This is a genomic window from Pseudomonas sp. TREG-RG-20F-10-E-6-01 (assembly GCF_022662455.1).
GTDB lineage: Bacteria > Pseudomonadota > Gammaproteobacteria > Pseudomonadales > Pseudomonadaceae > Aquipseudomonas.
Window position 1 is genome coordinate 128623 of record NZ_JAKNQP010000001.1, and the last position, 17285, is coordinate 145907.

At 58.6% G+C, this 17285-nt stretch carries 15 protein-coding genes; 3 read left to right on the forward strand and 12 right to left on the reverse strand.

Going from position 1 to position 17285, the window contains the following annotated elements; translation table 11 throughout:
- Positions 1–54 precede the first annotated feature (54 nt).
- On the forward strand, positions 55–471 hold the full coding sequence (locus tag L8K08_RS00660; protein ID WP_145164970.1) for an OsmC family protein: 417 nt from the start codon (positions 55–57) through the stop codon (positions 469–471).
- A gap of 64 nt (positions 472–535) precedes the next feature.
- Complete coding sequence (locus L8K08_RS00665) at positions 536–1402, forward strand: pirin family protein (protein ID WP_242193695.1); 867 nt, start codon at positions 536–538, stop codon at positions 1400–1402.
- A gap of 98 nt (positions 1403–1500) precedes the next feature.
- Here the strand turns inward: L8K08_RS00665 and L8K08_RS00670 are convergent, their stop codons facing one another.
- The 4 genes from L8K08_RS00670 to L8K08_RS00685 form a co-directional block, all read right to left on the reverse strand.
- A complete protein-coding gene (locus L8K08_RS00670) occupies positions 1501–2229 on the reverse strand; it encodes a dienelactone hydrolase family protein (protein ID WP_145164974.1) in 729 nt (242 codons plus the stop codon).
- 65 nt (positions 2230–2294) lie between these two features.
- Positions 2295–4199 carry a molecular chaperone HtpG gene (gene htpG, locus L8K08_RS00675; protein WP_242193697.1) on the reverse strand — a complete coding sequence of 635 codons (1905 nt, stop codon included), beginning with the start codon at positions 4197–4199 and terminating at the stop codon, positions 2295–2297.
- Positions 4200–4288: 89 nt separating this feature from the next.
- A complete protein-coding gene (locus L8K08_RS00680; protein ID WP_106576734.1) occupies positions 4289–4741 on the reverse strand; it encodes a PaaI family thioesterase in 453 nt (150 codons plus the stop codon).
- Entirely contained in the window at positions 4738–5214 is a 477-nt protein-coding gene (locus L8K08_RS00685; RefSeq protein ID WP_242193699.1) for a PaaI family thioesterase, read from the reverse strand. The genes L8K08_RS00680 and L8K08_RS00685 overlap by 4 nt, the downstream gene beginning before the upstream one ends.
- Positions 5215–5372: 158 nt before the next feature.
- Between L8K08_RS00685 and L8K08_RS00690 the strand changes: the two genes are divergently transcribed.
- On the forward strand, positions 5373–5630 hold the full coding sequence (locus L8K08_RS00690) for a hypothetical protein (RefSeq protein WP_106576736.1): 258 nt from the start codon (positions 5373–5375) through the stop codon (positions 5628–5630).
- 102 nt (positions 5631–5732) lie between these two features.
- On the opposite strand, the gene L8K08_RS00695 is transcribed toward L8K08_RS00690, so the two are convergent.
- The 8 genes from L8K08_RS00695 to L8K08_RS00730 form a co-directional block, all read right to left on the reverse strand.
- Positions 5733–6473, reverse strand: a complete 741-nt coding sequence (locus tag L8K08_RS00695) for a DUF599 family protein (protein ID WP_145164982.1) — start codon at positions 6471–6473, stop codon at positions 5733–5735.
- Positions 6474–6688: 215 nt separating this feature from the next.
- A complete protein-coding gene (gene brnQ, locus L8K08_RS00700) occupies positions 6689–8002 on the reverse strand; it encodes a branched-chain amino acid transport system II carrier protein (protein WP_106576738.1) in 1314 nt (437 codons plus the stop codon).
- A 418-nt stretch (positions 8003–8420) separates the two neighbouring features.
- A complete protein-coding gene (sucD, locus tag L8K08_RS00705; RefSeq protein ID WP_003172813.1) occupies positions 8421–9302 on the reverse strand; it encodes a succinate--CoA ligase subunit alpha in 882 nt (293 codons plus the stop codon).
- Positions 9302–10468 (reverse strand): ADP-forming succinate--CoA ligase subunit beta, encoded by a 1167-nt coding sequence (gene sucC, locus L8K08_RS00710; protein WP_003233235.1) that lies wholly within the window; start codon positions 10466–10468, stop codon positions 9302–9304. The genes sucD and sucC overlap by 1 nt, the downstream gene beginning before the upstream one ends.
- Positions 10469–10670: 202 nt before the next feature.
- Positions 10671–12107 (reverse strand): dihydrolipoyl dehydrogenase, encoded by a 1437-nt coding sequence (gene lpdA / locus L8K08_RS00715; RefSeq protein ID WP_106576739.1) that lies wholly within the window; start codon positions 12105–12107, stop codon positions 10671–10673.
- Between the two features lie 99 nt (positions 12108–12206).
- Entirely contained in the window at positions 12207–13439 is a 1233-nt protein-coding gene (gene odhB, locus L8K08_RS00720) for a 2-oxoglutarate dehydrogenase complex dihydrolipoyllysine-residue succinyltransferase (protein ID WP_106576740.1), read from the reverse strand.
- A 44-nt stretch (positions 13440–13483) separates the two neighbouring features.
- Positions 13484–16315: a 2-oxoglutarate dehydrogenase E1 component gene (locus L8K08_RS00725; RefSeq protein WP_145164989.1), complete on the reverse strand. Its 2832-nt coding sequence runs from the start codon at positions 16313–16315 to the stop codon at positions 13484–13486.
- Positions 16316–16576: 261 nt separating this feature from the next.
- The gene (locus L8K08_RS00730; protein WP_003172807.1) at positions 16577–17281 is read right to left on the reverse strand and encodes a succinate dehydrogenase iron-sulfur subunit; all 705 of its coding nucleotides are present in this window, start codon (positions 17279–17281) and stop codon (positions 16577–16579) included.
- Positions 17282–17285: the final 4 nt, after the last annotated feature.

The window sequence follows — 17285 nt, forward strand, 5'->3', positions numbered from 1 at the left end:
CAGCATGTTCTATAACTGCATGACCTTCATCCTGCCAACCTTGTGAGGTTCACCATGCCTGTTACCGTCAACACACTGAACCACGACAATTTTCGCCACAGTGTGAACATCAATAACCACGAACTGTTCACCGACCTGCCCAAGAGCCTGGGCGGCGACGACTCGGCGCCCTCCCCCCACGACTATTTCGATGCTGCCCTGGCCTCGTGCAAGGCCTTGACCGTCAAGCTGTACGCCCAGAAGAAAGACATCCCGCTGACCGGCGTGACCGTGGAAGTCACCCACGACAGCACCGAGGAGCAAAAAGGCAAATACAAGCTCAACGTCAAGCTGACCCTCAAAGGCGTGCTCACCGACGCACAGCGCGATGAGCTGCACCACGTCGCCGATCGCTGCCCGGTACACAAACTGATGACCACCGCCGACGTCACCATCGAGACCACATTGTCCGAAGGCGCTTTCAGCCAATAGCGCCAACCTCCCGTCGAGCGGGTTATGCTCTTGGTCATCCAACCCGCTCAGACAGGGACGCACCATGCCCATCCTCACCGTGATCCGCCCGCGCGCCGAAGAGGTCGAGGGCCAGCCGATCCTGCGCCCGCTGCCGTCGCGCGAATGCCGCAGCGTCGGGCCTTTCGTGTTTTTCGATCACATGCTGCTCACGCGCTATGCGCCGGGTACCGGCATGAACATCCGCCAGCACCCGCATATCGGGTTGTCCACGCTGACGTATTTGTTTGAGGGCGCGCTGCAGCACAAGGACAGCCTCGGCTCGGACCAGGTGGTGCAGGCCGGCGACGTCAGCTGGATGACCGCCGGCAGCGCGATTGCCCACGTCGAGCGCACGCCCGAGGCACTCAAGGCCGACGGTTTCAGCCTGCATGGGCTGCAAGTGTGGCTGGCCTCCCCCAAGGACCACGAAACCGGACCCGGGCATTACAGCCATCACGCGGCGGCGAGCTTACCGGTCAGTGACAACCTGGGCGTGCAGGTTCGCCTGATCGCAGGCGCCGGCTTCTGCCTTAAATCGCCGGTGCCGGTGCTCTCGCCCACCGTGTATGCCGAGGTGCAGATGCAGACGGCCACGACGCTGCTGATCCCGGATGAATACGAGGAACGGGCGGTGTATGTGCTGGAGGGTGAAGCGCAGTTGGACGGCGAGGCCTTGGCGGTGCATAGCCTGGTTGTGCTGCCTGCCGGGCAGGAAATGACGCTGTTCGCTGAAAGTGATTGCCACCTGGTGGTGGTTGGCGGCGCGCCGCTGGACGGGCCACGGCGGATCAACTGGAATTTTGTCGCGAGCGACCCGGCGATGATCGAACAGGCGCGGAAACGATGGGCGGCCGGGGATTGGCCGACGGTGCCGGGGGAAACTGAAAGAATTGAGTTGCCTGGGAGATAGCCACCGGGGGCAAGCCCCCTCCCACACTTGAACTGTGAATACATTCAAAATGTGGGAGGGGGCTTGCCCCCGATGAGGCCCTAACAGGCGCCGAAGATTCAGCCCTTGAACACTTCATCCAGCAAGTTATGCATCGACTGGAACGCCCGCGCAGCGGTCTTCGCGTCATACATCATCTTGCCCGGCACATTGGCGTGCGGGTCGGTGAAGGAATGCACGGCGCCGCCGTAGCTCAGCAGTTGCCAATCCACACCGGCCGCGTTCATTTCATCTTCAAACGCTGGCAGTTGCTCTTTCGGCACCAGGGGATCGGACGCACCGTGCAGCACCAACACCGCGCCTTTGATGTTCTTCGCATCCGCCGGGTTCGGCGTGTCGAGGGTGCCGTGGAACGACACGGCGGCCTTCAACGGGGCGCCGGTACGCGCCAGCTCCAGGGAGCAGCAACCGCCGAAGCAGAAACCAAAGGTCGCGAGCCTGGAGGTATCCACCGCCGCCTCGCTCTGGCCTTGCAGTTGCTCGAAGGCCGCCTGCATGCGCTTGTTCAGCAGCGGGCGATCATTTTTCAACGGCATCATGGCCGCGCCGGCTTCATCGCCATTGGAGGGGCGCACGGTTTGGCCGTACAGGTCGGCGATCAGCACCACGTAGCCCTTGGCAGCCACGCTCTTGGCGATCTCTTCAGCACCGGCACTCACACCCATCCAGTTCGGCGCCATCAGCAGACCCGGCAGCGGGCCCTTATGGCTGGCATCGAACGCCAGGCGGCTTTCATAAGACTGGCCATCAATCTGATAGACCACGGAACGCACAGTGACTTGGCTCATCATTTACTCCAGTTGAGATGCGTAGAACGAAAAAACCCGCCGAAGCGGGTTTTTTTACAACGGTGTTAAACCGACAGTTCAACCAACAGCTTGTTCAGTCGGCGCACGTAGGCGGCCGGGTCTTTCAGGCTGTCACCAGCGGCGAGCGCCGCCTGGTCGAAGAGGATGTGCGACAGGTCGCCAAAACGCTCTTCGCTTTGCTCGCCATCGAGTTTCTCGATCAGCGGGTGAGCCGGGTTGAATTCGAAGATCGGCTTGGAATCCGGAACCTTCTGACCGCTGGCTTCAAGGATCTGACGCATCTGCATGCCCAGGTCCTGCTCGCCGATGGCCAGAATCGCCGGAGAGTCGGTCAGACGGTGGGAAACCCGCACTTCGCTGACAGCATCGCCCAAGGCGGTCTTGATTCGTTCAACCAGGCCTTCTTTGGCCTTGGCGACTTCTTCGGCTTCTTTTTTCTCTTCTTCGGAGTCCAGGTTACCCAGGTCCAGGTCACCACGGGCCACGTCGACGAAGGTTTTGCCGTCGAACTCGCTGAGGTAGCTCATCAGCCACTCATCGATACGGTCGGTCAACAGCAGTACTTCGATGCCTTTCTTGCGGAAGACTTCCAGGTGCGGGCTGTTTTTGACCTGTGCGTAGGTTTCACCGGTCAGGTAGTAGATCTTGTCCTGACCTTCCTTGGCGCGCGCCAGGTACTCGGCCAGCGACACAACCTGCTCACCGTCATCACCCAGGGTGGACGCAAAACGCAGCAGGCCGGCGATTTTTTCCTTGTTGGCAAAATCTTCCGCCGGGCCTTCTTTCATGACCTGGCCGAAGTTTTTCCAGAAGCTCTTGTATTGCTCAGGCTCGTTCTTCGCCAGTTTCTCCAGCATGTCGAGCACGCGCTTGGTCAGCGCCGACTTCATGGAGTCGATGATCGGGTCTTTCTGCAGGATTTCGCGCGACACGTTCAACGACAGGTCGTTGGAGTCGACCACACCTTTGATGAAGCGCAGGTACAACGGCAGGAAGGATTCCGCCTGGTCCATCACGAACACGCGCTGCACGTACAGCTTCAGGCCTTTTGGCGCTTCACGCTGGTACAGGTCGAACGGAGCACGGGCCGGCACGTAAAGCAGCGAGCTGTATTCCAGCTTGCCTTCGACCTTGTTGTGGCTCCAGCTCAGCGGGTTTTCGTAGTCGTGAGCGATGTGCTTGTAGAACTCCTGGTATTCCTCGTCCTTCACCTCAGTGCGAGGACGGGTCCACAGGGCGCTGGCACGGTTGACCACTTCCCATTCCTGGGCAGGTTTCTCTTCGCCCTCGACAGCCGCCTGTTCTTTAGGCAGTTCGATCGGCAAAGCAATATGGTCGGAGTACTTCTTGATGATGTTGCGCAGACGGTAACCGTCGGCGAATTCATCTTCACCGGATTTGAGGTGCAGCACGATGCGCGTGCCACGGTCAGCCTTGTCGATGGTGGCGATTTCGAACTCGCCCTCACCTTTGGAGGACCAGTGCACGCCTTCGCTGGCGTCGAGGCCGGCGCGACGGCTGAACACTTCAACCTTGTCGGCGACGATGAAGGCCGAGTAGAAGCCCACACCGAACTGACCGATCAGGTGCGAATCTTTTTTCTGGTCGCCCGACAGGTTTTTCATGAAATCGGCGGTGCCGGATTTGGCGATGGTGCCCAAATGGGTGATCGCGTCTTCGCGGCTCATGCCGATGCCGTTGTCTTCGAGGGTGACGGTCTTGGCGTCTTTGTCGAAGCTCACACGGATTTTCAGTTCGGCGCCACCTTCCAGCAACTCAGGCTTGGACAGGGCTTCGAAACGTAATTTGTCGACAGCGTCTGAGGCGTTCGAGATCAATTCGCGAAGGAAGATTTCCTTGTTGGAATACAGCGAATGGATCATGAGGTGCAGCAGCTGCTTCACCTCGGTCTGGAAGCCCAGGGTTTCCTTTTGAGTTTCCACACTCATGGTCATCAAACTCCAATTGGATGGCAGTGGCCGCGCCCTTGAGGGTTGGCGGCGGGTTGTCATCAAAGTTGGGGGCTAAGACCAGGATTTCAAGGGCGCGCCGATTCCTCAATCTTGAAATGTGCGCGGGCGGTGGCAATCGGTTCGGCCGGGGTACTTTGCCAGGCGGTGATCGCCACATTGGCAACTCGGCGGCCCTGGCGCCATACCTGGCATTTGGCGTAAGTGTCGCGAAACTGGCCGGCACGCAGGTAATCGAGGGAAAAGTCGATGATTTTCGGAATGCCGGGCGAGCCGGTAAACACCAGCAGGTGCAACGCCGCCGACAACTCCATGAACCCGGCAATCACGCCACCGTGCAGCGCCGGCAATATCGGGTTACCAATGTTGTCCTTGTTGGCCGGCATACGAAACAGCAATTCATCTCCCAGCCGCGTGCACTCAATGCCGATCAGCTTGGCGTAGGGAATCAGGTCGAGCAGCGCCTCATAGTTACCGCGCTCATGGGCCTGTTCGAGGCGGGTTTTGAATCGGTGTGTCATGCCCGCTCTCCCTTGATGGTGCTGCCCAGCCCTTGGGTGCCCTTGAGGCGCTTGCCCATGCGCATGAATGTGCCCACCACGTGGGCGATCGGCTGTTGCGGGTCATGCTGATAAGCAAAACCACGGGTGAAGATCACGTCGGTGGTCACCCGGTAACAGTGCGCAAAGCCATAAACAGGTTTGTGCGGTTCGGCGGGGTGCATGTAGTCAACGCGCAGGTCCAGGGTTGGGCACACCTCGAACTCGGGCAATACACACAGGGTTGCCATGCCGCAGGCCGTGTCCATCAAGGAGGTCAATGCGCCGCCGTGAATCACGCCGGTCTGGGGATCACCGACGATATGCGGGCCGTAAGGCAGGCACAGCGTCATGCCTTCGTCGCTGGCAGCATGGACGGTGATGCCCAGCACCTGGCAATGGCGCAGCGCCGAAACAAAGCGCGTGGCACGGGCTAACAGGGGATTTTCGGTCATGTGGTCTAGACTCTTATTAGTGTTGATCCGCGGAGTATGTCGTGCGGTTGAAAGTTCCTTGATCGCCGGTGTTTATATATCTGGGGAATAAAAGGAACTAATGCTGACCCCCCAGGCTCGAAAGGCCAGTAGATATCTTCAATAAGGAGAAACACCCCATGCGCAAGACTTTAGCTATTTCCATGATGCTCGCCGCTGCCCTCGGCCTCGCTGCCTGCGATAAAAAATCCGAAGACAAAGCCCAAGATGCACAGTCGCATTCTGAGCAAGCTCAGAAGGACATGGCGAAAGCACAGGATAAAGTGAACGACGCTGCAAAAGAAAACGCCGATGCTGCCAAAGCTCAGGCTGATGCAAACGCTGAAAAAGCGAAAGAAGACGGTACCGCTACTCCAGTAGCACCTGCCAAGCCTTAATAGCCTGGCAATTGCTGCGAAAGAAAGCCCGCTTACATAGCGGGCTTTTCTTTGTCTGCTGTTTAGCCGTGGGTTAAAAGTTGGACTAACCGGACGCCCTAGTTAAGACACTGCGTCTTTAGCCACTTCGGATGCCGGCGTATCAGTCGGGGTATAGACCATCACCTGCAGTACGTCGGAATGAAACTCCCGACGGTACAACACCACCACGACCCCGCCGCTCATCAACATGAACAACCAGGGGCTGACAAACCAGGCGAGCATGGTCATGCCGAAATAATAAGCGCGCAGGCCAAAGTTGAATTGGTTGGCGGCCATCGAGATCACCCTGGCTGCTCGCAGCGCAAACGCTTTGCGCTCCTGCTCCGACACATGCCGCTCACCGATCATCGGCGCCGACCCCACCAGCACCGCGGCAAAGTTGTATTGGCGCATGCACCAACTGAAGGTGAAAAACGCGTAGACGAACACCAGCGCCAGGCACAGCAGCTTGATTTCCGACATGCCCTGGGACGCCTGCTGCACCATGGGGATGTCCGCCAGCAACGACACCGCCCGCTCGGACGCACCGAGCACGGTAAGAATGCCGGCGAGGATGATCAACGTGCTGGAGGCGAAGAACGAAGCGTTGCGCTCCAGGTTGCCGATCACGCTGGCGTCGGCGATGCGGTTGTCGCGCAGCAACATGCGGCGCATCCAGTCCTCGCGATACAAATGCAGCACGCTGGCCAGGCAGGCGGTGTCGCGGGCTTTCCAAGTGGCGTATCGGGTGTAACCCCCCCAGCACAGTACGAACCAGAGGGCGGCAAGCAGGTGGACCTGATTGGTTTCGATGAACGACATGCGGGGCCTTATGCACAATGGATGGAGACGAACGCGGTTCAAAATGTGGGAGCTGGCTTGCCTGCGATAGCGCTGGATCGGGCGATACAGCAATCGCAGGCAACCAGCTCCCACATCGACCGCGTTTCAACTTTAGAGGGTAGTCGTCTCACAGGCATAAAAAATGCCCCGTATCGATTGATACGGGGCATTTCGATGCCGCGTGAAACCGCTCGTTACGCGATGGCTTCGCTACGCTTGCCGAGCATGCGATCAACCACAAATGCAACGACCAGCGTCATCACCGACGGCACCAGCCATGCCAGGCCTTGCTCGCTCAGCGGCAGGTGCGCCAGCTGGGCAGGCAACCAATCGGCCAGGCCCGCGCCCTTGAGCGCATCGATGCAACCAAAGATGAACGACACCAGCATCACCGGGCCAACGATACGGCCCTGCTCCAGCCAGAAGTCTTTGCAGAAGCTCAGGGCCACCAGCACGATGCACGGCGGGTAGATCGCGGTAAGCACCGGAATCGAGAAAGCGATCAGCTTGGTCAGGCCCAGGTTGGACACAAACAGCGAGAACAGCGCCAGGATCACGACCAGCGTCTTGTAGGACAGCGGCAGGATTTTGCTGAAGTACTCGGCGCACGCGCAGGTCAGGCCCACAGCGGTGACCAGGCATGCCAGGGAGATCAACACGGCGAGGAAGCCGCTGCCCAGGGAGCCGAACGTGTGTTGCACGTAAGCGTGCAGCACGGCCGCACCGTTGCTCGCACCGGCCGCCACGGCGTGGCTGCCCGAACCCAGGCGGAACAGGCTGACGTACACCAGCGCCAGGCCCACGCCGGCAATTAACCCGGCAATGATTGCGTAGCGGGTGATCAGCTGTGGCGATTCGACGCCACGGGAACGGATGGCATTGACGATGACGATCCCGAACACCAGCGCGCCCAGGGTATCCATGGTCAGGTAACCATTGATGAAGCCTTGGGAGAACGGTGCGGCCACGTATTCCGGTGTCGCCACGCCCACATCACCGGCCGGCAGGGCAAATGCAGCGATGCCCAGAATGGCCAGGGCGATGATTTTCAGTGGCGCCAGGAAGCGACCGACAGTGTCCAGCAGGCGGCCCGGGTACAGGGACACGAAGAACACCACGAGGAAATACACCGAGCTGTAGAGGAACAGCGCCAGCGGGCTTTCGCCGGTCAGCGGCGCCAGGCCCACTTCAAAGGAAACGGTCGCGGTACGCGGGGTGGCGAACAGCGGCCCTACCGCCAGGTACGCCGCCGCCGCGAGCAGGCCGCCGGCGATCTTGCCGATCGGGCTGCTCAACGCGTCCATACCGCCGCCAACCTTGGCCAGGGCGATGACGGTAACCACCGGCAGACCGACCGCGGTGATCAGGAAGCCCAACGCTGCCATCCAGACGTGAGGCCCGGACTGCAAACCAACGATAGGCGGGAAGATGATATTGCCGGCGCCCACGAACAGGGCAAAAGTCATAAAGCCTAACGCCAGGATATCCTGGCTTTTCAACACTTTCATTTCAGGAAATACCACACTACTGAATCGGAATTTAGAGAGGGATTCCCTGTGGATGAGGGAACTGCTGCCGGTCCTTATGGGGACCGACCGGTCTGGCGCGCGGCTTCCTTTTGGGATGCGGACGCATAAAGAGGCGGCTAGAGTACAGAATTGGGCTGACAAACGCACTGTTGCGGGGCGAACTGTCCGATAAGCGATATCCAAATGTCGCGTTTTCATACTTAACGTTGTTAATACAGAACAATGTGGGAGCGGGCTTGCTCGCGAATGCGGTCTGTCAGTACCAAATTTACCGACTGATCCTGCGCATTCGCGAGCAAGCCCGCTCCCACATTTTGATCTTCAACAATCTCCAGAACGCACAAAGGCCACCCGAAGGTGGCCTTTGTGTGGGTGAAGCGTCAGCTAAGCGCGAGGCTTACTTGACAGCCCAACCCGTCAGCTCAGCCAGGGCTTTGCCGATGTCTGCCAGCGAACGCACGGTTTTAACGCCTGCGTCTTGCAGTGCAGCGAATTTCTCGTCTGCAGTGCCTTTGCCGCCAGAGATGATTGCGCCAGCATGGCCCATGCGCTTGCCCGCAGGGGCAGTCACACCAGCGATGTAGGAAACAACCGGCTTGGTCACGTGTGCCTTGATGTAGGCAGCCGCTTCTTCTTCAGCCGAACCGCCGATCTCACCGATCATCACGATCGCTTCGGTCTTCGGGTCTTCCTGGAACAGTTTCAGGATGTCGATGAAGTTCGAGCCTGGGATCGGGTCACCGCCGATGCCGACGCAAGTCGACTGACCGAAACCGGCGTCAGTGGTTTGCTTCACAGCTTCGTAGGTCAGGGTGCCGGAACGCGAAACGATACCGACTTTGCCTGGCAAGTGAATGTGACCTGGCATGATGCCGATCTTGCATTCGCCTGGAGTGATCACGCCTGGGCAGTTAGGGCCGATCAGGACTACGCCCAGCTCGTCGCACTTAACTTTAGCGTCCAGCATGTCCAGGGTAGGAATGCCTTCGGTGATGCACACGATCAGCTTGATGCCGCCGAATGCTGCTTCCAGGATGGAATCCTTGCAGAAAGGTGCTGGAACGTAGATCACGCTGGCGGTGGCGCCAGTGGCAGCTACAGCGTCTTTCACGGTGTTGAACACTGGCAGACCCAGGTGCTCGGTGCCGCCTTTGCCCGGAGTTACGCCGCCAACCATCTTGGTGCCGTACTCGATGGCTTGCTGGGTGTGGAAACTACCTTGCGAACCGGTAATACCCTGGCAGATAACTTTGGTGTCTTTATTGATCAGGACGCTCATTATTTGCCCTCCGCAGCTTTGACAACTTGTTGAGCAGCGTCGGTCAGGCTGGTAGCCGCGATGATGTTCAAACCGCTTTCTGCCAGTACTTTAGCGCCCAGTTCAGCGTTGTTGCCTTCAAGGCGAACAACAACCGGGATTTTAACGCCGACTTCTTTCACTGCACCGATAATGCCTTCGGCAATCATGTCGCAACGAACGATGCCGCCGAAGATGTTGACCAATACTGCAGCGACGTTGGAGTCGGACAGGATGATCTTGAACGCTTCGGTCACGCGTTCTTTGGTAGCACCGCCGCCCACATCGAGGAAGTTGGCTGGCTTGCCGCCATGCAGGTTGACGATGTCCATGGTACCCATGGCCAGGCCAGCACCGTTGACCATGCAACCGATGTTACCTTCCAGCGCTACGTAGTTCAGTTCGAACTTGGCAGCGTGCGCTTCGCGCGGATCGTCTTGCGACGGATCGTGGAAAGTCTTCAGCTTAGGCTGACGGTACATGGCGTTGGCGTCGATGTTGATCTTGGCGTCGAGGCAGTGCAGATCGCCGTCAGCCTTGATCACCAGCGGGTTCACTTCCAGCAGGGCCAGATCGTGATCCTGGAACAGTTTGGCCAGACCTACGAAGATCTTGGCGAACTGGGCGACTTGCTTGCCTTCCAGGCCCAGCTGGAAAGCCAGCTCACGACCCTGGAATGGCTGAGCGCCAACCAGTGGATCGATAGTGGCTTTCAGAATTTTTTCTGGGGTTTCGTGAGCAATCTTCTCGATGTCCACGCCACCTTCGGTGGAAGCCATGAACACAATGCGACGGCTCGAACGGTCAACGACAGCGCCCAGGTACAGCTCTTTAGCGATATCAGTGCACGATTCAACCAGGATCTTGGTGACTGGTTGGCCATTGGCATCAGTCTGGTAAGTCACCAGACGCTTGCCCAGCCACTGCTGTGCGAAGGCCTTGGCGTCTTCTTTGCTGCGAACCAGCTTAACGCCGCCCGCTTTACCGCGACCACCAGCGTGGACCTGGGCTTTGACAACCCACTCGGTACCACCGATTTTGTCGCAAGCTTCTGCTGCTGCTTCCGGGGTGTCTACTGCGTAACCCTTGGATACTGGCAGGCCGTATTCAGCGAACAGCTGCTTACCCTGATACTCGTGAAGATTCATGCTTTTTACCGTCTTCGTTAGGTACTGCGCATTCGGCGCTGCGCTCATTATGAGTGCCGCGCCACCTGTGACTGCTGCTTGCACAACTTGCAGGGCTTAACGCCCGTAAAGCTGCGCAAGACTGCGTCCAGCGGATATTCCGCGGTGAGTCTTGCGCGCAAGGCTCACGACGGGCAACCGCCGTGGTTTCTTATTATCTCGCTTAGCGTTTCTTCTTGTTGGCGATGTGGATGGCGCCGCCATTCACAGCCAACGCGGCTTCATGCAACGCTTCGGACAGGGTCGGATGGGAGAAGACCATCATGCCCAGGTCCTCGGCGCTGGTGCCGAATTCCATACCGATCGCGCCTTGCTGAACCAGTTCTGCAGCGCTTGGGCCAATCACGTGGACGCCCAATACGCGGTCAGTCTTGGCATCAGCGATGACTTTGACAAAACCACCGGTGTCGTTGGCTGCCATGGCACGGCCAGAAGCGGCAAACGGGAAGGTGCCGACGTTAACTTCAACGCCTTCAGCTTTCAACTGCTGTTCGTTCTTGCCGACCCATGCAATTTCCGGGTGGGTGTAGATAACGGACGGGATCAGGTCGTAGTTCATCTGGGTTTTGTGACCCTTGATGCGCTCGACAACCATGATGCCTTCTTCGGAAGCCTTGTGCGCCAGCATCATGCCGCGCACCACGTCGCCGATGGCGTACACGCCAGGCACGGTGGTAGCGCAGTGATCGTCAACGTGGATGAAACCACGCTCGTCGATGTTCACGCCGCTGTCGGAAGCCAGCAGGTCGGTGGTCACTGGACGGCGACCCACGGCTACGATCAGCTTGTCGAAGGTGATGGTCTGCTCGCCTTCTTTATCGGTGTAGGTCACCACGACTTCTTCGCCGTTGACCTTGGAACCGGTAACACGGGCGCCCAGCTTGATGTCCAGACCTTGTTTGGTCAGGGTTTTCAGCGCTTCTTTGGACACCGCGGTGTCGGCAGCCAGCAGGAACGTGTCCAGAGCTTCCAGAACGGTCACTTCCGAACCCAGGCGGGACCATACCGAACCCAGCTCCAGACCGATGACGCCAGCGCCGATCACGCCCAGACGCTTAGGCACGGTTTGGAATTCCAGGGCGCCGGTCGAATCAACGATCACGTTCTGGTCAACGGGAGCCGGTGGAATGTCGATTGGACGCGAGCCTGGAGCCAGGATCACGTTCTCGGCTTCGATGACTTCTACCGAACCGTCCGGCTTGGTGATTTCAACTTTCTTGCCGGCCAGCAGTTTGCCGTGACCTTGCAGGGAAGTAACGCCGTTGGCCTTGAACAGGGTGGCAACGCCGGAAGTCAGGCCTTTAACGATGTTGGCTTTACGGCCGACCATTGCTGGCACGTCCATGGTCACGCCAGCATGGTTGATGCCGTGGATCGCGAAACCGCTTTGGGCTTCGTGGAATTTCCAGGAGCTGTCCAGCAGCGCCTTGGAAGGAATGCAACCTACGTTCAGGCAAGTACCGCCCAGCGCCAGTTTGCCTTCCTTGTCGGTGTATTTTTCGATGCAAGCAGTCGAGAGGCCCAGTTGTGCGGCCTTGATAGCGGCAACGTAGCCGCCAGGACCTGCACCAATCACTACAACGTCAAATTTCTGCGACATGAAAATAGTTCCTCTATTCAGCGACAAGCTTCAAGCGACAAGCCGCAAGCCAAGCTGCTTTTTCCTACAGCTTGTAGCTCGCAACTTGCCGCTGCGTCTTTAGATGTCCAGCAGCAGACGAGCCGGGTCTTCCAGCAGGTTCTTGATGGTCACCAGGAAAGTCACGGCTTCTTTACCATCGATCAGGCGGTGATCGTAAGACAGTGCCAGGTACATCATTGGGCGGATCACGACTTGGCCGTTGATGGCCATCGGACGCTGGATGATGTTGTGCATGCCCAGGATCGCAGCTTGTGGCGGGTTGACGATCGGGGTCGACATCATCGAACCGAAGGTACCACCGTTGGTGATGGTGAAGGTACCACCGGTCATCTCGTCGATGGTCAGCTTGCCGTCACGGGCTTTCTTGCCGAAGCCGGCGATGCCGCCTTCGATTTCAGCCAGGCTCATCAGTTCGGCGTTACGCAGAACCGGTACCACCAGGCCACGGTCGCTGGACACGGCAACGCCGATGTCTGCATAGCCGTGGTAAACGATGTCGCTGCCGTCGATGGAAGCGTTGACTGCCGGGAAGCGTTTCAGCGCTTCGGTGGCCGCTTTCACGAAGAACGACATGAAGCCCAGGCGCACGCCATTGTGGGACTTCTCGAACAGGTCCTTGTACTTCGAACGCAGGGCCATGACTTCGGTCATGTCGACTTCGTTGAAAGTAGTCAGCATCGCCATGTTCGACTGTGCTTCGACCAGGCGCTTGGCCACGGTGGCACGTACGCGAGTCATCGGTACGCGCTTCTCGGTGCGGTCGCCAGCGGCGAACACAGGCGCAGCGGCAGCCGGTGCAGCAGCCTTGGCAGGTGCGGCAGCTGGAGCGTTTTTCTTGGCTTCAACTGCAGCTACAACGTCTTCCTTGGTGACACGGCCGTCTTTGCCGGTGCCTTTGATGGACGCCAGGTTGATGCCGTTTTCTTCGGCCAGCTGACGCGCAGCCGGTGCAGCGATTGGATCTTCGCCAGCAGCAGCCGGTGCAGCTGGAGCCGAAGCAGCCGGTGCAGCAGCGGCGGCCGGGGCAGCGGCTGGAGCAGGAGCAGCAGCGCCGCCCTCTTCGATCGAGCCCAGGATCTGGTTCGACAGAACGGTAGCGCCTTCTTCGGCAACGATTGCGCCCAGTACGCCGTCAGCCTCAGCCAACACTTCCAGAACGACTTTGTCGGTCTCGATGTCGACGATCAGGTCGTCACGCTTTACGGCGTCGCCTGGTTTCTTGTGCCAGGTGGCAACGGTGCCATCGGCAACCGATTCCGGGAATGACGGGGCTTTGATTTCGATAGCCATTATCTGTGGGTCCTTAAAATTCGGTTTCAGTCAGCGCGAAGGCGTTAAACAGTGAAAGCATCTTGCAGCAGTTTTTCCTGCTGCTCGGCGTGCATCGACGCATAACCACACGCAGGTGCAGCAGAAGCATCACGACCGGCATACTCAAGGCCAAGGCCTGTTTTGTGGTTACCGATGCTGCGACGCAAGTGATGCTGACTGCTGTACCACGCGCCCTGGTTCATCGGTTCTTCCTGACACCACACCACGTTGGTGAGGTTGGTGTAAGGCGCGATGGCCTCCATCAGGTCGTCTTCCGGGAACGGGTAAAGCTGCTCGATCCGCACGATGGCGATGTCTTCGCGGCCTTCGGCACGGCGTTTTTCCAGCAAGTCGTAGTAAACCTTGCCGCTGCACAGGATCAGGCGAGTGACCTTGGCGGCGTCCAGGGTGTCGATTTCTGGAATCACGGTCTGGAACGAACCGTCGGCCAGATCTTCCAGGGTCGAGATGGCCAATTTGTGACGCAACAGCGATTTCGGGGTCAGCACTACCAGCGGCTTGCGCAGCGGGCGGATCACCTGGCGACGCAGCAAATGGTAGATCTGGGCCGGAGTAGTCGGCACGCACACCTGGATGTTGTGCTCGGCGCACAGCTGCAGGTAACGCTCCAGACGGGCCGAAGAGTGCTCCGGACCCTGACCTTCATAACCGTGTGGCAGCAGCATGGTCAGACCGCACAGACGGCCCCACTTGTGCTCGCCACTGGTGATGAACTGGTCGATAACCACCTGGGCACCGTTGGCGAAGTCGCCGAACTGGGCTTCCCAGATCACCAGCGCGTTTGGCGTGGTGGTCGAGTAACCGTATTCAAACGCCAGTACGGCTTCTTCGGACAGGAACGAATCGTACAGGTCGAAACGTGGCTGGCCTTCGTACAGGTTCTGCAACGGGATGTAGGTGCCCGCGTCTTTCTGGTTGTGCAATACCGCATGGCGGTGCGAGAACGTACCGCGGCCAATGTCCTGGCCGGTCATGCGGATCGGGTGACCTTCGAACGCCAGGGTCGCGTACGCCATGGTTTCAGCGTAACCCCAGTTGATCGGCAGGCCGCCGGCTTGCATCTTCTGACGGTCTTCGTAGATCTTCGCAACCTGGCGCTGCACCACGAAGCCATCTGGAATTTCCAGCAGCTTGGCGGACAGTTCCTGCAGGGTTTTCAGATCGAACGAGGTGTCGTGACGCGCAGTCCAGGCGTGGCCCAGGTACGGACGCCAGTCCACGAACAGCTCTTTGTTCGGCTCTTTAACCAGGCTTTTTACTACGTGCAGACCGTTGTCCAGCGCGTTGCGGTATTCATCGATCTTCGCCTGAACACGCGCATCGTCAACCACGCCGGCCTTGATCAGGCTGTCGGCGTACAGCTCACGGGTGGTGCGCTGCTTGGTGATTTGCTGGTACATCAACGGCTGGGTGCCGCTAGGCTCATCCGCTTCGTTGTGACCGCGACGACGGTAGCAGACCAGGTCGATCACCACGTCACGCTTGAACTGCATGCGGTAGTCGATGGCCAGTTGGGTCACGAACAGCACGGCTTCCGGATCATCACCATTAACATGGAGGATCGGCGCCTGGATCATCTTGGCAACGTCGGTGGCGTACTCGGTAGAGCGCGCGTCCAGCGGGTTGCTGATGGTGAAACCCACCTGGTTGTTGATGACGATGTGAACCGTACCGCCGGTCTTGAAGCCGCGCGTCTGCGACATCTGGAAGGTTTCCAGAACCACGCCTTGACCGGCGAATGCCGCGTCACCGTGGATGGAAATCGGCAGAACCTTTTCACCGGTGGAATCGTTGCGACGATCCTGGCGAGCACGTACCGAACCCTCGACCACTGGAGAAACGATTTCCAGGTGGGATGGGTTGAAGGCCATGGCCAGGTGAACTTCACCGCCAGTGGTCATCACGTTGGACGAGAAGCCCTGGTGGTATTTCACGTCACCGGAACCCAGCTCGACCTTCTTCTTGCCTTCGAACTCGTCGAACAGCTCGCGCGGGTTCTTGCCGAAGGTGTTGACCAACACGTTCAGGCGACCACGGTGAGCCATGCCGATCACGATTTCCTTGGTGCCGTAGGAACCGGAACGCTGGATCAGCTCGTCGAGCATTGGAATCAGGCTCTCGCCGCCTTCCAGGCCGAAACGTTTGGTGCCCGGGTATTTGGTACCCAGGTATTTCTCGAGACCTTCGGCTGCGGTCACGCGCTCCAGCAAGTGGCTGCGTACGTCGGCAGACAAAACCGGACGGCCACGCACACCTTCCAGACGATGCTGGAACCAGTGGCGCTGCTCGGAATCGGTGATGTGCGTAAATTCAGCGCCGATGGTGCGGCAATATGTCTGCTGCAACGCTTCGTGAATTTCGCGTAGGCTCGCTTCCTCTTTGCCGATGAACAGGTCGCCGGCACGGAAGGTCGTATCAAGATCGGCATTGGTCAAGCCGTAATGATTGATCGACAGGTCAGCAGGTGCAGGACGCTTCCAGAGCCCCAGCGGGTCAAGCTGGGCCGCCTGGTGGCCACGCATCCGGTAAGCCTGGATCAGTCGCAGTACTTCAACTTGCTTCTTCTCGTGCTCGCTGCTCACGCTCCCGGCGGAAACCGGCTGAGCGCGGCGCTGGTTCTTTGCCAGCAGCACAAACTGATCGCGAATTGTTGCGTGCGATACATCGGTGGCAGCGTTGCCGTCTGAAGACAACGTCTGAAATTTGGTGCGCCATTCTTCTGGCACAGCGTTAGGGTCGTGCAGGTAGAGCTCATAAAGCTCTTCCACATAGGCAGCGTTACCACCTGAAAGATAGCCGCTGTTCCACATGCGCTGCATCACGCTTTCTTGCATGCTTGGTCACCCTCGATTTGGGGACACCACCGGCGAAAACACCGAGTTTGCTTGCAAAAGGCCAAGTGCAGCGACCAAAACAAGCCACTTAGGATCACGCTGATAGTTCGGGTACCAACCCGAATGCCCCTGCTTGTCTCATTTCTTCAAAATAAGAGCCGCGGCTTTGTAAGTCGCTGCTCAAGTTAAAACTACGGCGCCGGTTGAAGCCTGCGCCGTAGCATTTACGGGCACAACGGTCCTGCTTTATTACAACATCGGTTACACGCCGCTTTGCAGCAGCATGTTACGGATGTGACCAATGGCCTTAGTCGGGTTCAGGCCTTTGGGACATACGTTGACGCAGTTCATGATCCCGCGGCAGCGGAATACGCTGAACGGGTCATCCAGTGAAGCCAGACGCTCGGACGTCTTGGTGTCACGGCTGTCTGCCAGGAAGCGATACGCTTGCAGCAGTGCAGCTGGACCCAGGAACTTGTCCGGGTTCCACCAGAAGGACGGGCACGAAGTCGAGCAGCAAGCGCACAGGATGCACTCGTACAGACCGTCGAGCTTTTCACGCTCTTCCGGGGACTGCAGACGCTCGATGGCCGGAGCCGGCGTGTCGTTCTGCAGGAACGGCTTAACTTTCTCGTATTGCTTGTAGAAGATGCTCATATCGACGACCAGGTCACGGATAACCGGCAGACCTGGCAGAGGACGAACGATCAGCTTGTTGCCTTTAACCACGGCAGACAGCGGCGTGATGCACGCCAGGCCGTTTTTGCCGTTGATGTTCATGCCGTCGGAACCGCACACACCTTCACGGCAAGAGCGACGATAGGAGAAACCCTCGTCCTGCTCTTTGATCAGGGCCAGCACGTCCAGCACCATCAGGTCTTTACCACCGGTATCAACCTGGAATTCCTGCATGAACGGCGCAGCGTCCTGATCAGGGTTGTAGCGATAAACACTGACTTTCAACATGGCA

Coding starts and splice junctions, on each gene's coding strand:
- odhB (WP_106576740.1), bottom strand. CDS start 13,439: ATGGCTATCGAAATCAAAGCCCCGTCATTCCCGGAATCGGTTGCCGAT.
- L8K08_RS00695 (WP_145164982.1), bottom strand. CDS start 6,473: ATGTCGTTCATCGAAACCAATCAGGTCCACCTGCTTGCCGCCCTCTGG.
- L8K08_RS00660 (WP_145164970.1), top strand. CDS start 55: ATGCCTGTTACCGTCAACACACTGAACCACGACAATTTTCGCCACAGT.
- sucD (WP_003172813.1), bottom strand. CDS start 9,302: ATGAGCGTCCTGATCAATAAAGACACCAAAGTTATCTGCCAGGGTATT.
- L8K08_RS00680 (WP_106576734.1), bottom strand. CDS start 4,741: ATGACACACCGATTCAAAACCCGCCTCGAACAGGCCCATGAGCGCGGT.
- L8K08_RS00725 (WP_145164989.1), bottom strand. CDS start 16,315: ATGCAAGAAAGCGTGATGCAGCGCATGTGGAACAGCGGCTATCTTTCA.
- brnQ (WP_106576738.1), bottom strand. CDS start 8,002: ATGAAAGTGTTGAAAAGCCAGGATATCCTGGCGTTAGGCTTTATGACT.
- L8K08_RS00665 (WP_242193695.1), top strand. CDS start 536: ATGCCCATCCTCACCGTGATCCGCCCGCGCGCCGAAGAGGTCGAGGGC.
- L8K08_RS00685 (WP_242193699.1), bottom strand. CDS start 5,214: ATGACCGAAAATCCCCTGTTAGCCCGTGCCACGCGCTTTGTTTCGGCG.
- sucC (WP_003233235.1), bottom strand. CDS start 10,468: ATGAATCTTCACGAGTATCAGGGTAAGCAGCTGTTCGCTGAATACGGC.
- L8K08_RS00670 (WP_145164974.1), bottom strand. CDS start 2,229: ATGAGCCAAGTCACTGTGCGTTCCGTGGTCTATCAGATTGATGGCCAG.
- L8K08_RS00730 (WP_003172807.1), bottom strand. CDS start 17,281: ATGTTGAAAGTCAGTGTTTATCGCTACAACCCTGATCAGGACGCTGCG.
- lpdA (WP_106576739.1), bottom strand. CDS start 12,107: ATGTCGCAGAAATTTGACGTTGTAGTGATTGGTGCAGGTCCTGGCGGC.
- htpG (WP_242193697.1), bottom strand. CDS start 4,199: ATGAGTGTGGAAACTCAAAAGGAAACCCTGGGCTTCCAGACCGAGGTG.
- L8K08_RS00690 (WP_106576736.1), top strand. CDS start 5,373: ATGCGCAAGACTTTAGCTATTTCCATGATGCTCGCCGCTGCCCTCGGC.